Origin of the sequence: Sphingomonas sp. dw_22 (assembly GCF_018449795.1) — a bacterium.
In the GTDB taxonomy this organism is placed as follows: Bacteria; Pseudomonadota; Alphaproteobacteria; order Sphingomonadales; family Sphingomonadaceae; genus Sphingomonas.
The window spans coordinates 1-14,863 of the sequence record NZ_JAAVVE010000020.1 but is presented as its reverse complement, the minus strand read 5'-3'; the positions used below and the strand labels follow the sequence as shown (position 1 = coordinate 14,863).

Below are 14,863 nucleotides of genomic sequence, written 5' to 3'. Positions count from 1 at the left end.
GCGGCCAGCGCGATTTGGTCCGCGTCTGCTTGTGTCTGGTTCTCTGCCTCGCCCTTCATCGGGGTAATGAAGACCATGACTGCCACTGTTGCCACGCTCGGATTCCCGCGCATCGGCCCGCGCCGGGAGCTGAAGTTCGCGCTCGAGAAATACTGGTCGGGCAAATCGACCGAAGCCGAATTGCAGGACGCCGCATCGGGCCTGCGCACCGCCGCATGGGCGCGGCAAAAGGCGCTGGGCGCCGATTGGCTGCCGTCCAACGATTTCTCGCTCTACGATCACGTCCTCGATACCAGCGTGATGCTGGGTGCGATTCCGGATCGCTACGGCGCCGGGGCGGGGGAGGCGGATCTCGCCACCTATTTCGCGATGGCGCGCGGCACGACCGCGACGGACGATGGCTGCGGCCAGGCGCATGCCAGCCTGACGGCGTGCGAGATGACCAAATGGTTCGACACCAATTATCACTATATGGTGCCCGAGCTGGTGGCCGGACAGAAGCTCACGCTGAACGGATCGAAGATCGTCGACGAATATCGCGAGGCCAGGGCGCAGGGTTTCGAGACCCGGCCGGTGCTGCTCGGCCCGGTGACCTGGCTGAGTCTTGCCAAGGGCCGCGACGTCGATCCGTTCGACTTCCTCGATGAAGTGCTGGGACTCTACAGCGTCATCCTCGGCCATCTTGGGCATGCCGGCGCCGAATGGGTGCAGATCGACGAGCCGGTGCTGGTGCTTGATCTGGACGAGCGGCAGCGCAAGGCGCTGACCCGCGCCTATGCGAAGCTGACGCGCTGCGGCGTCAAGCTGATGCTGGCGACCTATTTCGGCGGGCTTGAGGACAATCTCACTTTTGCTGCTTCGCTTCCGGTGGCGGGGCTGCATATCGATCTGGTGCGGGCGCCCGACCAGCTCGATCGCGTGCTCAAGGCCGCGCCCAGATCGCTGCTGCTGTCGCTCGGCGTGATCGACGGCCGCAATGTCTGGCGCAGCGATCTGCAGCGCATCCTCGATCGCGTGGAGCCGATCGCCGCGGGGCGGGACATCGTGCTCGCGCCGTCCTGCTCGCTGTTGCATGTGCCCGTTGATCTCGCGCTGGAGGGCAGGATCGACGACGAGGTGAAGCAATGGCTCGCCTTCGCGGTGCAGAAGATCGAGGAGCTGGCGATACTCAAGCGCGCGCTCAACGAGGGCCGCGCGAGCGTCGCGGTCGAGCTGGCCGCGTCCGCGCAGGCCGCGGCGAACCGCCTGACATCGGCGCGCATCCATGACGCGAACGTCTCCACCCGTGTCGCGGCCGCCACGCCGGCGATGCGCGAGCGGCATTCGGCCTATGAAACCCGCGCCTTGGCCCAGGCGGAGGTTCTCGGGCTTCCGGCATTCCCGACCACCACGATCGGATCCTTCCCGCAGACCGCCGAGGTGCGCCATGCCCGTGCCGAACATAATCGCGGGCATCTGGACGACGCCGCGTACCAGCAGTTCCTGCGCGAGGAGACTGCGCGCGCGATCCGCTGGCAGGAGGAAGTGGGGCTCGACATGCTCGTCCACGGCGAGTTCGAGCGCAACGACATGGTCCAGTATTTTGGCGAGCAGCTCTCGGGCTTCGCCTTCACCGTCAATGGCTGGGTCCAGTCCTATGGCTCGCGCTGCGTGCGTCCGCCGATCCTCTATGGCGACGTCTCGCGGCCCGATCCGATGACCGTCGAATGGTGGCGCTACGCGCAGTCGCTGACCGGCAAGCCGGTGAAAGGCATGCTCACCGGCCCGGTCACGATCCTGAACTGGTCGTTCGTGCGCGACGATCAGCCGCGCGAAGCCTCGTGCCGGCAGATCGCCTTCGCGATCCGCGCCGAAGTGCTCGATCTCGAAGCTGCGGGCTGCAAGGCGATCCAGATCGACGAAGCGGCCCTTCGCGAGGGACTGCCGCTCCGCAAGCGCGACTGGCAGCAGTATCTCGACTGGGCGGTGGACTGTTTCCGGCTTTCGGCGGCGGGGGTCGGCGATGCCACCCAGATCCACACCCATATGTGCTATTCGGAGTTCAACGACATCCTGCCTTCGATCGGCGCGATGGATACTGACGTGATCTCGATCGAGACCGCGCGCTCGCAGATGGAGCTGCTCGAAGGCTTCGCGCGCTATCGCTATCCGAGCGCGATCGGGCCGGGCGTCTATGACATCCATGCCCCGCGCGTGCCGTCCGGAGAGGAGATGGTGCAGCTGATGCGCCTCGCCCAGCAGCATCTGCGGCCTGAACAGCTTTGGGTGAATCCCGATTGCGGGCTCAAGACCCGCAGATGGGAGGAAGTGAAGCCGGCGATCGAGGCGATGGTCGAGGCCGCGCGGACCTTGCGCGTCGAGGCGATGGCGGCGGCATGACGATGGCTGCCGGCAGCGGCGTCGTCCGGTTGATCGACATGATCTTTCCGGGCGACACCAACCATCACGGCACGCTGTTCGGCGGCGTGGCGCTCGCGCACATGGACAAGGTGGCGTTCCTCGCCGCCTCGCGCCATGGCCGGGCGCCCTTCGTCACGGCGTCTTCCGAGCGGATCGATTTCGCCGCCCCGGCGCTCAAGGGCGAGCTGATCGAGGCGACGGGGAGTGTGGTGCGCGTCGGCACCCGCTCGCTCGACGTGGAGGTCGAGCTGGTCGCCGAGGTGCTGCTCAGCGGCGAGCGGCGGCTGTGCACGCGGGGGCGGTTCACGCTGGTAGCGGTGACGGAGGCGGGAGGACGGCCGGCGCTGCCGCCGCTCGGCCCCGCATCCGCCGATGCCGAGGATGGCGCGCTCCATATGGTCGACATGGTCTTCCCGCCGCAGACCAACCATTACGGCACGCTGTTCGGCGGGGACGCGTTGCGGATGCTCGGCAAGGCCGCCTTCATCGCCTCGACCCGGCATGCTCGCGCGGTGATGGTCATGGCGGCGTCCGACCGTATCGATTTCGTGAGCCCGGTGCATGAGGGCGAGATGATCGACCTGGTCGCGCGGATCAGGATGACGGGGCGGACCTCGGTTCGCGTCGGCGTCGAGCTATGGGCCGAAAATCTGCTGACCGGGGACCGCCGCCGTGCGGCGGCGGCCGAATTCGTCATGGTGGCGGTGGACAGGAGGGTGAAGCCTGTCGAAATCGAATGACCGTCCAAACGCGTGGAAACGCGCATTGTCAATCGGGATGCACGGCGAATTGACTCGCGCCATGGTGCGGCGCATCAATAGCCCGTGCTGAAGCTGCTTCGCCATCTCCTGTGCCTGGGCATATTGTTCGGCCTTGCCGGGAACGGTGTCGCTTTGGCCGCGCCGTGCATCCTGATGACGCACAGCCAGCCGGCGGCGATGGCGGACATGCCCGATTGCGACATGGCCCAGTCCAGCCCGACGCACCATGAGAATGGCAAGGACAAGGCGCCGGGCTGTTTGGCGATGGCCGCGTGCACCGCGGTACTCGCGATGAAGGAGCCCGCCGCTCCGGCCGCGGTCGCGCTTCGGAGCCCCGCGGCGGATTTCTGGCCGGCATCGACCATCCTCACCGGGCGCGATGTCGCCCCGGAACCGGAACCACCGGCCTTCCTTGGCTGAACCTGCGCGCACGCGCGGCTGACCGGCTGCGCCGTCCTTCGACGGCGGCCACGAACCGATCCGCGTGCATCGACAAGATTCATCCAAGGATTCGAACGATGATCAAGACGATCATGGCTGCCATGCTGGCAGCGGCGACATTCGTCGCACCCTCTGCCCATGCCCAGTCCGCTGCGCTCTCCGGCAAGGGCGTTCCAACCCTCTCGGCGCAGGAACGCCAGGCCCAGCAGGCATGGTGGGCGGCACGCGCTACCCGGCACACGGGGAAGCGCATGGCCGCCTGCATGGCGATGCCTGAATGCAGCGACCGGCGGATGCTGTCCGCCGCGCCTTCCAACAAGGGCTGACGGTCGCCGCCTGCGGCGGGCGCCTAGGTGCGCGTCGCGGGCGGTCGATCTTCTCGAGGAGGCTGCCATGCGACTCTCCCTGTATCCGGTGCTGCTGGGGACCGCGCTCGTCGTGCTGCCGTCGGCGGGGCTGGCCGATCCGATCAGCTATGCCGAGGCGCTCGAACGCGCCGCCGCCAATGCCCCCAGCCTCAAGGCGCGCGCCGCCTCGACCGATGCGGCGCGTTCGTCGGCGATCGCGGCCGATCGCCTGCCCGATCCGACGCTCGATTTCGGCATCCGCGATTTCCCGGTGACCGGACCCAATGCGGGCAGCTTCACGCGTGACGATTTCACGATGCCGACGATCGGGTTCAGCCAGCAATTCCCCAATCTCGCCAAGCGCCATGCGCGGGCCGCGCGCGCCACTGCTGAGATCGGCGTGGCCGAGGCCGGCGAGCGGGTCGAGGCGCGCAACGTCCGGCTCGAGACCGCGCTCGCCTGGATCGACCTCTATTATGGCGAGCGGCGGCTGGCCCAGCTCGGCCTGCTCGAGACGAGCCTTGGCGATCTCCAGAAGACGGTGACCGCGCGCCTCGCCTCGGGAAGCGCGCGGCCGAGCCAGGCGCTCGAGCCCGAGCAGCTCCGGGCCGCCGTCGCCGATCGCCGCGCCGAAATGGTCGCGGTGATCGCGCAGGCGCGCGCAAGGCTGGCGCGGTACACCGGCGATCCCGACCCGCAGGTCATGGGCGACCCGCCGGCGCCGGAGGTCGATCCGGATCGGCTGCGTGCCGGGCTCGACACCTTGCCTGCGCTGCGCGCGTTCGACGCCGGCATTGCCGCCGCCGATGCCGATGTCCGCATGGCGCGTGCCGACAAGCGGCCGGACTGGCGGGTCGGGGTTTCCTATGGGCGGCGCGATCCCGCGTTCGGCGATCTTGCCTCGGTGGGCGTATCGGTCGACCTGCCGCTGTTCGCCGGCCGGCGCCAGAATCCGAAGATCGACGCGAGCGCGAGCCAGGCCCAGCGGGCGCGGTTCGATCGCGAGGCGGGCAGGCGCGAACTGGTCGCGGCGCTCGACGCCGACCTTGCCGATCATGCCATGCATCACGAGCGGCTGCGCAATGCCCGCGAGACGCTGGTGCCGCTCGCCCAGCGCCGCGCCGAGCTGGATCGCGACAGCTATGCCGGCGGCAAGACCGATCTTGGCACGGCGCTTCTCTCGACGCTCGCGCTCGCCGAAGCCGAGGTCGAGATGCTCAACCGCGAAGCCGAAGTCGCGCGCGACGCCGTGCGCATCGCCATCACTTATGGGGAGGAGCGGCCATGACGCCCGCATCCACGCAAAAGGCCCGCTGGGGCGCTTCCTTGCTCGCGGCGGCACTGGTCGCCGGTGGGGCCGGATATTGGCTGGGGCATCGTAGCGAGCCCGCGCCGCAAGCGGCGCCCGCCGCCGCGGGGCGCCAAATCCTCTATTATTACGACCCGATGGCGCCGGCCCAGCATTTCGACAAGCCGGGCAAGTCGCCGTTCATGGATATGCAGCTCATCCCCAAATATGCGGATGAAGGCGGCGCGGCCGGCCCTGCCGGAGTCGCCATCGATTCGGCGGCGCGGCAGAGCCTGGGCATCCGGGTGGTCGCGGTGAAGACGGGCAGCCTTGCCGGTACGCTCAATGTTACCGGGACGATCGATTTCAACCAGCGCGACGTGGCGATCGTCCAGGCGCGATCGGGCGGGTTCGTGCAGCGCGTCTATGCCCGCGCGCCGGGCGATGTCATCCGCGCGGGGGCGCCGATTGCCGATCTGCTGCTGCCCGATTGGGGCGGCGCCCAGGCCGAATATCTGAGCGTGAGACGGCTGGGCCGGCCGGACCTCACCGCCGCCGCGCGGCAGCGCCTGCGGCTGATGGGCATGTCCGACGGGCTGATCGCCGGCGTCGAGCGCAGCGGCCGGCCGAACGGCGTGGTTACCGTCACGACACCGATCTCGGGCGTGATCCAGACGCTCGATGCGCGGCAGGGCGTCACGCTGGCGATGGGCCAGACGCTGGCGCAGGTCAGCGGGCTGGGCACCGTCTGGCTCAACGCCGCCGTGCCCGAGGCGCGCGCGGGCGATGTCCGGATCGGGCAGGGCGCGACGGCGGCGCTGGCCGGATTTCCGGGCGAGACGTTCGCGGGTCGCGTGATCGCGATCCTTCCGACCACGCAGGCGGACAGCCGTACGCTGACCGTCCGCATCGAGCTCGCCAATCGCGGCGGCCGGCTGCGGCCGGGCATGTTCGCCACCGTCGCGCTCGGCGGCGATGCGCGGCCGGCATTGCTGGTGCCGAGCGAGGCGGTGATCCGCACCGGCACGCGCGTCCTGGTGATGCTGGCGGCGGACGATGGCCGCTATCACCCCGCCGAGGTGCGGGTGGGCCGCGAGGCGGGCGGGCAGACGGAAGTCCTCGCCGGCCTGTCGGAAGGGGAGAAGGTCATCGCCTCGGGCCAGTTCCTGCTCGATTCCGAAGCGAGCCTTTCGGGCATGGAAGTGCGGCCGATCGGGGCTCCGCAGCCCGCGGCAAAGCCCCGATCGGCACTCGAAGAGGCGGGGGGCCAATGATCGCCGCACTCATCCGCTGGTCGGTCCGCAACCGCTTCTTCGTCCTGGTCGGCGTGCTGGCGCTGGCCGCCGCCGGAGTGTGGGCGGTGCGCTCGACTGCGATCGACGCATTGCCGGACCTTTCCGATACCCAGGTCATCATTCGCACGAGCTATCCCGGCCAAGCGCCGCAGATCGTCGAGAACCAGGTCACCTATCCGCTCACCACCACCATGCTCTCGGTGCCGGGCGCCAGGACGGTGCGCGGCTATTCCTTCTTCGGCGACAGCTTCGTCTATGTGATCTTCGAGGACGGCACCGACCTCTATTGGGCGCGCAGCCGCGTGCTCGAATATCTCAACCAGGTGCAGGGGCGGCTTCCGGCCGGCGCGAAGAGTGCGCTCGGGCCGGATGCGACCGGGGTCGGCTGGGTCTATGAATATGCGCTGGTCGACAGGAGCGGTCGGCACGACCTGTCGCAGCTCCGATCCTTGCAGGACTGGTTCCTGCGCTACGAGCTGAAGACCGTGCCCGGCGTCGCCGAGGTCGCCAGCATCGGCGGCATGGTCCGGCAATATCAGGTGCTGCTCGATCCGGTGAAGCTCGCCGCCTACGGGATCACCCAGCAACAGGCGGTACAGGCGATCCAGCAGGCCAATCAGGAGGCCGGCGGCTCGGTGCTGGAGATGGCCGAGGCCGAATATATGGTCCGCGCCTCGGGCTACCTGAAGACGCTCGACGATTTCCGGGCGATCCCGCTGCGCGCCGCCGCCGGCGGCGTGCCGGTGACGCTGGGCGACGTCGCCACGCTCCAGATCGGCCCCGAGATGCGGCGCGGCATCGCCGAGCTGAACGGCGAAGGCGAAGTCGCGGGCGGGGTGGTGATCCTGCGCTCGGGCAAGAATGCGCGCGAGACGATCGCGGCGGTCAAGGACAGGATCGCCACGCTCAAGGCGAGCCTGCCGCCCGGCGTCGAGATCGTCCCCACCTATGACCGTTCGCAGCTCATCGATCGTGCGGTGGACAATCTCACCCACAAGCTGATCGAGGAGTTCATCGTCGTCGCGATCGTCTGTGCGCTGTTCCTCTGGCATGTCCGCTCGGCGCTGGTCGCGATCCTGACCCTGCCGCTGGGTGTGCTGGCGGCGTTCGTGGTGATGCGGTTCCAGGGCGTGAACGCCAACATCATGTCGCTGGGGGGAATCGCCATCGCGATCGGTGCGATGGTCGATGCGGCGGTGGTGATGATCGAGAACGCCCATAAGAAGATCGAGCGCTGGGAGCACGATCATCCCGCCGAGGTGCTGGCCGGCGAGACGCGCTGGAAGGTCATCACCGATGCGGCCGCCGAGGTCGGGCCGGCGCTGTTCTTCAGTCTCGTCATCATCACGTTCTCCTTCATCCCGGTGTTCACGCTGGAGGCGCAGGAGGGGCGGCTGTTCGCGCCGCTCGCCTTCACCAAGACCTATGCGATGGCGGGTGCGGCGATCCTGTCGGTGACGCTGGTGCCGGTGCTGATGGGCTGGCTGATCCGTGGCCGCATCCCGGCCGAGCAGGCCAATCCGGTCAACCGCGCGCTCACCGCGCTCTATCGCCCCGCGCTGGACTGGACGATGCGGCGGCCCAGGACGGTGCTGCTGATCGCCGCTTTGGTCTTCGCCACCACGGCCTTTCCGCTGTCGCGGCTCGGCGGCGAGTTCATGCCCAATCTCGATGAGGGCGACCTGCTCTACATGCCCTCGGCGCTGCCGGGACTGTCGGCCGCCAAGGCATCGGAACTGCTCCAGCAGACCGACCGGCTCATCAAGACGGTGCCCGAAGTGCAAAGCGTGTTCGGCAAGGCGGGGCGCGCCGAAAGCGCCACCGATCCGGCGCCGCTGGAGATGTTCGAGACCACCATCCAGTTCAAGCCGCGCGACCAATGGCGGCCCGGCATGACGCCGGAGCGGCTGGTCGAGGAACTGGACCGCACGGTAAAGCTCCCCGGCCTCGCCAATGTCTGGGTGCCGCCGATCCGCAACCGGATCGACATGCTCGCGACCGGCATCAAGAGCCCGATCGGGGTGAAGGTGTCGGGCGCCGATCTCGCCCAGCTCGATCGCATCGCCCATGATGTCGAGACGGTCGCCAAGACGGTGCCGGGCGTCAGCTCGGCGCTGGCGGAGCGGCTGACCGGCGGGCGCTATGTCGATGTCGATATCGATCGTGCCGCCGCCGCGCGGTTCGGGCTCAACATCGCCGACGTCCAGGCGATCGTCTCGGGCGCGATCGGGGGCGAGACGATCGGCGAGACCGTCGAGGGGCTGGCGCGCTATCCGATCAGCGTGCGCTATCCGCGCGAACTGCGCGGCAGCCTCGAAGGGTTGCGGACGCTGCCGGTGCTCACGCCTTCGGGCCAGCAGGTCACGCTCGGTACGGTGGCGGCCATCTCGATCGCCGAGGGGCCGCCGATGCTCAAGACCGAGAATGCCCGGCCTTCGACCTGGGTCTATGTGGACGTGCGCGATCGCGACCTCGCGTCGGTCGTAAGTGACCTCCAGCGTGCGGTGGCGAAGCAGGTGAAGCTCTCGCCCGGCGTCAGCATCGCCTATTCGGGCCAGTTCGAATATCTCCAGCGCGCGATCGAGCGGTTGAAGCTGGTCGTGCCTGCGACGCTGCTCATCATCTTCGTGCTGCTCTACCTGATCTTCCGGCGTTTCGACGAAGCGGCGCTCATCATGGGCACGCTGCCGTTCGCGCTGACGGGCGGCATCTGGACGCTATGGCCGCTGGGCTTTCACCAGTCGGTGGCGACCGGGGTCGGGTTCATCGCGCTGGCCGGGGTCTCGGCCGAGTTCGGCGTGGTGATGCTGATCTACCTCAAGCATGCGCTGGAGGAACGTGGTCCCGATCCGGATGCGGACAAGGTGGAGGCGGCGGTGCGCGAAGGCGCGCTGCTGCGCGTCCGGCCCAAGGCGATGACGGTGGCGGTGATCCTTGCCGGCCTGCTGCCGATCCTGCTCGGCACCGGGACCGGCTCGGAGGTGATGAGCCGGATCGCCGCGCCGATGATCGGCGGGATGCTCACCGCGCCGCTGCTTTCGATGTTCGTCCTGCCCGCCGCCTATCTGCTGCTCCGGCGGCCCACCCGTCAACCTGTCTCATCATGAAGGAGAAGACCATGAAGCCTGCGCAATTGGCGATTGTCCTGGGGTTTGCCACCCTGACTGCCGCGTGCGGCCAGAAGGCCGATGCGCCCGCGGCGGCGGAGGCGAGCCAGTCCTCCGCCCAGTCCTCCACGATGTCCGGCACCATGAACGAGGACATGGCCGGCATGGGCAACATGGCGATGCCCGTTGAGGCGAAGACCGCCAGGGGCACCGGCACCGTGACTGCGATCGACAAGGCGACCGGCAAGATCACGCTCGACCATCAGGCCATCCCCGAAGCCGACTGGCCGGCGATGAAGATGGCGTTCGATGCCAAGCCCGCCGTCGTCGAGGGCGTCGCGATCGGCGACAAGGTGACGTTCGACCTGGCGCTCAAGGGGGGCGGGGCCGAAGTGACCGCGATCACCAAGCAATAGGATCGACTGGCCGGCCATCGCAGGACGAGATGGCCGTGCTCCCGAACGAAAGAAGCCGCGCCTTGCTGGGAAGGCGCGGCTAGTGTGAGCTGGGGAGAAAGGGATCCCGAAGCCCGTTTCCGAAACAAAGCCGAGAGAGCGAATCCGGCCTCACCGGGGAACGGATCTGAACATCCATCAAATTAGTGGATATTATAAGCAATTTCGGCTATGCGCGGCTAAAGGCAATCTCTCGCCCTTTGCCCCGATGAGCGGCTATCCAGCACAGCTTGGCGCCTATCGGGCGCACTCCCTTTCAGGCCCGGAGAAGCATGACCGACCTCGTCCTGTTGTATGAACATCCCGCATGGTTCCTGCCGCTGCTGGACGCGCTCGATCGGCGCGGCGTCGCCTATGCCGCGCAGCATGCCGACGGCCATGGCTTCGATCCGGCCGATCGCTCGCTGCCGGCACCGATCGTGTTCAATCGTATCGCCATGTCGAGCTTCCTGCGCGCGCCCGAGCATCCGATCTTCTATGCTCAGGCGCTGATGGCGCATTGGGCCGCGGCGGGTGCCCGCGTGCTCAACGGGGCGGATACGCTGGCGGTCGACGCGTCGAAGGCGCGCCAGCTTTCGGTGATCGCCGGGCTCGGGCTGCCGATCCCGGCGACGCGCGTGGTGCACCGCGCCGCCGATCTGGTCGCAGCCAGCGAGGGGCTGCGTTTTCCGATCGTGGTGAAGGCCAATATCGGCGGATCGGGCGCGGGCATCGTCCGCTATGACAGCCGCGAGAGCCTGGCCGCGGCGGTGGACGAGGGCATGGTGCCCGACAGCATCGATCGGGTGCTGCTCGTCCAGGAATATGTGCCGGTGCGCGACGGGAAGATCACCCGGATCGAGACGCTGGGCGGCAGGTTCCTCTACGCGATCGATGTCGATGGCGGCGGCAGCTTCGATCTCTGCCCCGCCGATGTGTGCCTGGCCGCGCCGGGCAAGCCGGTCATCACCATCACCGAGGCGCGTCCCGACGAAGCGCTGATCGAAGCTGCCGAACGGATCGCGCAGGCCGCGAAGCTGGATGTCGGCGGGATCGAAGTGATGATCGACGATCGCGACGGCACGCCGCGTTTCTACGACGTCAACGCGCTCTCCAACTTCGTCGCCAACCCGCTCGATGTGCTAGGCTGGGATCCGCACGAGCGGCTGGTCGATTGGCTGGAAACCCTGATCGCGGAGGCCAGGGCGTGAGATATGGATATTGGATGCCGGTGTTCGGCGGCTGGCTGCGCAACGTGCCCGACGAGGGCATGGAGGCGAGCTGGGACTATGCGCGCGATCTCGCGGTGTGCGCCGAGCAGATCGGCTATGACCTGACGCTGATCGCCGAATTGAACCTAAACGACATCAAGGGCGTGACCGAGCCCGCGCTCGATGCCTGGTCCACCGCCGCGGCGGTGGCGGCGGTGACGAAGACGCAGGAACTGATGGTCGCGGTGCGCCCCAATTTCCACCAGCCCGCCTTGTTCGCCAAGGCGGCTGCGAATATCGACCGCATCTCGGGAGGGCGGCTTTCGCTGAACGTGGTCTCCTCCTGGTGGGCTGACGAGGCGCGGCAGTACGGCCTGCAGTTCGACCAGCATGACGATCGCTATGCCCGCACCTCCGAATGGCTGGAGGTAGTGCAGGGCCTGTGGCGCGAGGAGCGGTTCAGCTTCGAGGGACGGTTCTACCGCACCGAGGATGCGATCTGCGCGCCCAAGCCGGCGCATCCACCGATCCTCTATGCCGGCGGCGAGAGCGAGGCGGCCAAGACGATGATCGCCGGTCAGTGCGACGCCTATGTGATGCATGGCGATCCGGTCGAGGCGATCGCGCCCAAGATTGCCGATATGCGCGCGCGCCGGGCGGCGGCGGGCGGCAGGCCGATGACCTTCGGCATGGCTGCCTATGCTATCGTGCGCGACAGCGAGGCCGAGGCGAAGCGCGAGCTCGCGCGCATTACCGAGGTGAAGGAACTCCCCGCCGGCTACGCCAATTTCGACCAGTGGCTCTCGGGCACCCAGCTCGAGCGCGAGCTGAAGATCCAGGAATATTCGGTGTCGAACCGTGGCCTGCGCCCCAATCTCGTCGGCACGCCCGAGCAGCTCAAGGAACGGATCGCCGAATATGAGGCTGCGGGGCTCGACCTGCTGCTGCTCCAGATGAGCCCCCAGCGCGAGGAGATGGAGCGGTTCGCCGCCCAGGTGATCGCGGCATGATCCGGCTCGAAGGCGTCCACAAGCAATTCGACGGCGTGCATGCCGCGCTTGCGGGCGTCGATCTGGAGATCGCGCGCGGAGAGGTGTTCGGAATCATCGGCCGATCGGGCGCAGGCAAGTCGACTCTGGTGCGGCTGCTCAACGGGCTCGAACGTCCGACGGAGGGCAGGGTGTTGATCGAGGACATGGATGTCGCGGGCCTTGCGGGCGAGTCGCTTCGCCGGCTCCGGCGCCGGGTGGGGATGATCTTCCAGAATTTCGGCCTGCTCTCTTCGCGCACGGTGTTCGACAATGTGGCGCTGCCGCTCAGGATCGCGCGCGTGTCCCGCGCCGAGATCGCCGCGTGCGTGCCCGAGCTGCTCGCGCGCGTCGGGCTCACCGATCATGGCGCTAAATATCCGGCGCAGCTTTCGGGCGGGCAGAAGCAGCGCGTCGGCATCGCCCGCGCGCTTGCCACCGGCCCCGACATATTGCTGTGCGACGAGGCTACCAGCGCGCTCGATCCCGAGACGACGCGCAGCATCCTTTCCCTGATCGCCGACCTCAATCGCGAGTTGGGCCTGACCATCGTGCTCATCACCCATGAGATGGACGTGGTCCGCCAGGTCTGCGACCGCGTCGCGGTGCTCCATGCCGGGCGGGTGGTCGAGAGCGGCGGCGTTGCCGAGATATTCCTCCATCCGCGCGCAGCCGAGACGCGCGCCCTGCTTGCCGAGACCGACACGCAGGCGGAACCCGCGGCCTTTGCGGGACGGGTCGTCCGCCTGACGCTACACGGACCGGCGGCGGGCGAGCCGCTGCTCACCCGGATCGCGCGCGAGACCGGCGTCGACTTCACGATCCTCGACGGCCGGATCGGACGGCTCAAGGGCGCGGGCTTCGGGCAATTGACCCTGGGGCTGACCGGTGGCGACGCCGATGCTGCGATCGCGGCGCTACGTCGCCAGGGCGAGGTGGCGGCATGAGCGGGTGGTTCGTCCATATCGACTGGGCCGAGATCGGTCAGGCCGGTCTCGACACGCTGGCGATGCTGGGAGGATCGCTCGCGCTCACCATCCTCTTTGGCCTGCCGCTCGGCGTGCTGCTCTTCCTCACCGGCCCCGGCCAGGTCTGGGCAAGCCGCTCTGCCAACGGAGCGCTGGCGATGGCGGTGAACCTGCTCCGCTCGGTGCCGTTCATCATCCTGCTGATCGTGATGATCCCGGTCACCGTGCTGCTGGTCGGCACGTCGCTGGGCGTCGCCGGCGCGATCCCGCCGCTGGTCGTCGGCGCCGCGCCCTTCTTTGCGCGCCTCGTCGAGACGGCGCTGCGCGAAGTGGACCGCAATACGATCGAGGCGGTGCAGGCGATGGGCGCCCCCACGCGCGACCTTGTCCTGCGCGCGTTGCTGCCCGAGGCGATGCCCGGCATCATCGCGGGCGCGACCGTCACCGCGGTCGCGCTCGTCTCCTTCACCGCGATGGCGGGGGTGGTCGGCGCCGGCGGCCTGGGCGACCTTGCCATCCGCTTCGGCTATCAGCGCTTCCAGACCGACGTGATGCTCGTCACCGTCGCGCTGCTGCTGCTTCTCGTCCAGCTCCTCCAGATGGCGGGCGACGGCCTCGTCCGACACTTTACACGCCGATAGGACCGTCCATGCATCGCCGCCTGCTCCTCGCCGCCTTCGCCGCCCTGGCCCTTGCCGGCTGCGGCAAGTCCGGCTCGACGGATGATCCGAACGCGCTCAGCGTCGCGGCGACCGCGGTGCCGCATGCCGAGATCCTCGATTTCGTGAAGCCCACGCTCGCGAAGCAGGGCCTGAAGCTCGATGTCCGGGTGTTCAACGACTATGTCCAGCCCAACACCCAGGTCGCGGAGGGGCGGATCGCGGTCAATTATTTCCAGACCGAGCCCTATCTTGCCGAGTTCAACCGCTCGAAAGGCACGCATCTGGTGACGATCGCGGGCGTGCATGTCGAGCCGTTCGGCGCCTATTCGCGCAAGTGGAAGACGCTCGGCGACCTGCCCGACGGCGCGACCGTCGCCATCCCCAACGAGCCGAGCAATAGCGGCCGCGCGCTCCAGTTGCTCGCCAAGGCCGGGCTGGTCACTCTGCTCGATCCGAAAAGCACCTCGGCGACGCCCAAGGACATCGTCGAGAACCGCAGGAACCTGAAGTTCCGCGAGCTGGAGGCGGCAACGCTGCCGCGCGTGCTCGACCAAGTCGATCTCGCGCTCATCAACACCAATTATGCGCTCGATGCCGGGCTCAATCCCACGCGTGATGCGCTGGCGATCGAGGGGAAGGACAGCCCCTATGTCAATTTCCTGGTGGGGCCGGAGAGCGCGCGCAACGATCCGCGCGTGCGGAAGCTCGTCACGGCGCTGCGCAGCCCGGAGGTGAGGGCGTTCATCGAGCGCAAATATGGCGGGGCGGTGATTCCGGCGTTCTGAGCCGGCGCATGGTTTCAGAGCCGGCTGAAAATTGTTCGCACCGGGATGTCGATTTTTCTAAAAACAGGGTTGACGGTCCCGCGTCGCCCGCATAGATGACGCCTCCACCGACGGGGTGCTCTTCAACGGAGCGTTA

General features: G+C 67.9%; 13 protein-coding genes. All 13 read left to right on the top strand.

All coding sequences use genetic code 11. The features are described from left to right. Positions 1-75: 75 nt before the first annotated feature. Positions 76-2,379, top strand: coding sequence for a 5-methyltetrahydropteroyltriglutamate--homocysteine S-methyltransferase (metE, locus tag HB724_RS10835; RefSeq protein ID WP_213980948.1), 2,304 nt, complete (start codon positions 76-78; stop codon positions 2,377-2,379). Continuing rightward, complete coding sequence (locus HB724_RS10830) at positions 2,376-3,140, top strand: hotdog domain-containing protein (protein ID WP_213980947.1); 765 nt, start codon at positions 2,376-2,378, stop codon at positions 3,138-3,140. The genes metE and HB724_RS10830 overlap by 4 nt, the downstream gene beginning before the upstream one ends. An 84-nt stretch (positions 3,141-3,224) precedes the next feature. Beyond that, the gene (locus HB724_RS10825) at positions 3,225-3,581 is read left to right on the top strand and encodes a hypothetical protein (protein ID WP_213980946.1); all 357 of its coding nucleotides are present in this window, start codon (positions 3,225-3,227) and stop codon (positions 3,579-3,581) included. Positions 3,582-3,679: 98 nt separating this feature from the next. Then, the gene (locus HB724_RS10820) at positions 3,680-3,928 is read left to right on the top strand and encodes a hypothetical protein (RefSeq protein ID WP_213980945.1); all 249 of its coding nucleotides are present in this window, start codon (positions 3,680-3,682) and stop codon (positions 3,926-3,928) included. 67 nt (positions 3,929-3,995) lie between these two features. Next, positions 3,996-5,237: a TolC family protein gene (locus tag HB724_RS10815; RefSeq protein WP_213980944.1), complete on the top strand. Its 1,242-nt coding sequence runs from the start codon at positions 3,996-3,998 to the stop codon at positions 5,235-5,237. After that, the gene (locus HB724_RS10810) at positions 5,234-6,511 is read left to right on the top strand and encodes an efflux RND transporter periplasmic adaptor subunit (RefSeq protein ID WP_213980943.1); all 1,278 of its coding nucleotides are present in this window, start codon (positions 5,234-5,236) and stop codon (positions 6,509-6,511) included. Before HB724_RS10815 ends, HB724_RS10810 begins: the two co-directional genes overlap by 4 nt. Continuing rightward, positions 6,508-9,639: an efflux RND transporter permease subunit gene (locus HB724_RS10805; protein WP_213980942.1), complete on the top strand. Its 3,132-nt coding sequence runs from the start codon at positions 6,508-6,510 to the stop codon at positions 9,637-9,639. Before HB724_RS10810 ends, HB724_RS10805 begins: the two co-directional genes overlap by 4 nt. 11 nt (positions 9,640-9,650) lie before the next feature. Continuing rightward, entirely contained in the window at positions 9,651-10,055 is a 405-nt protein-coding gene (locus HB724_RS10800) for a copper-binding protein (RefSeq protein ID WP_256731454.1), read from the top strand. Positions 10,056-10,366: 311 nt separating this feature from the next. Beyond that, positions 10,367-11,284: an alpha-L-glutamate ligase gene (locus tag HB724_RS10795; RefSeq protein ID WP_213980940.1), complete on the top strand. Its 918-nt coding sequence runs from the start codon at positions 10,367-10,369 to the stop codon at positions 11,282-11,284. Further along, positions 11,281-12,294 carry an LLM class flavin-dependent oxidoreductase gene (locus tag HB724_RS10790; protein WP_213980939.1) on the top strand — a complete coding sequence of 338 codons (1,014 nt, stop codon included), beginning with the start codon at positions 11,281-11,283 and terminating at the stop codon, positions 12,292-12,294. Before HB724_RS10795 ends, HB724_RS10790 begins: the two co-directional genes overlap by 4 nt. After that, complete coding sequence (locus HB724_RS10785) at positions 12,291-13,259, top strand: ATP-binding cassette domain-containing protein (RefSeq protein WP_213980938.1); 969 nt, start codon at positions 12,291-12,293, stop codon at positions 13,257-13,259. Before HB724_RS10790 ends, HB724_RS10785 begins: the two co-directional genes overlap by 4 nt. Then, complete coding sequence (locus tag HB724_RS10780; RefSeq protein WP_213980937.1) at positions 13,256-13,921, top strand: methionine ABC transporter permease; 666 nt, start codon at positions 13,256-13,258, stop codon at positions 13,919-13,921. Before HB724_RS10785 ends, HB724_RS10780 begins: the two co-directional genes overlap by 4 nt. Before the next feature lie 8 nt (positions 13,922-13,929). Further along, a complete protein-coding gene (locus HB724_RS10775) occupies positions 13,930-14,727 on the top strand; it encodes a MetQ/NlpA family ABC transporter substrate-binding protein (protein WP_213980936.1) in 798 nt (265 codons plus the stop codon). Positions 14,728-14,863 lie beyond the last annotated feature (136 nt).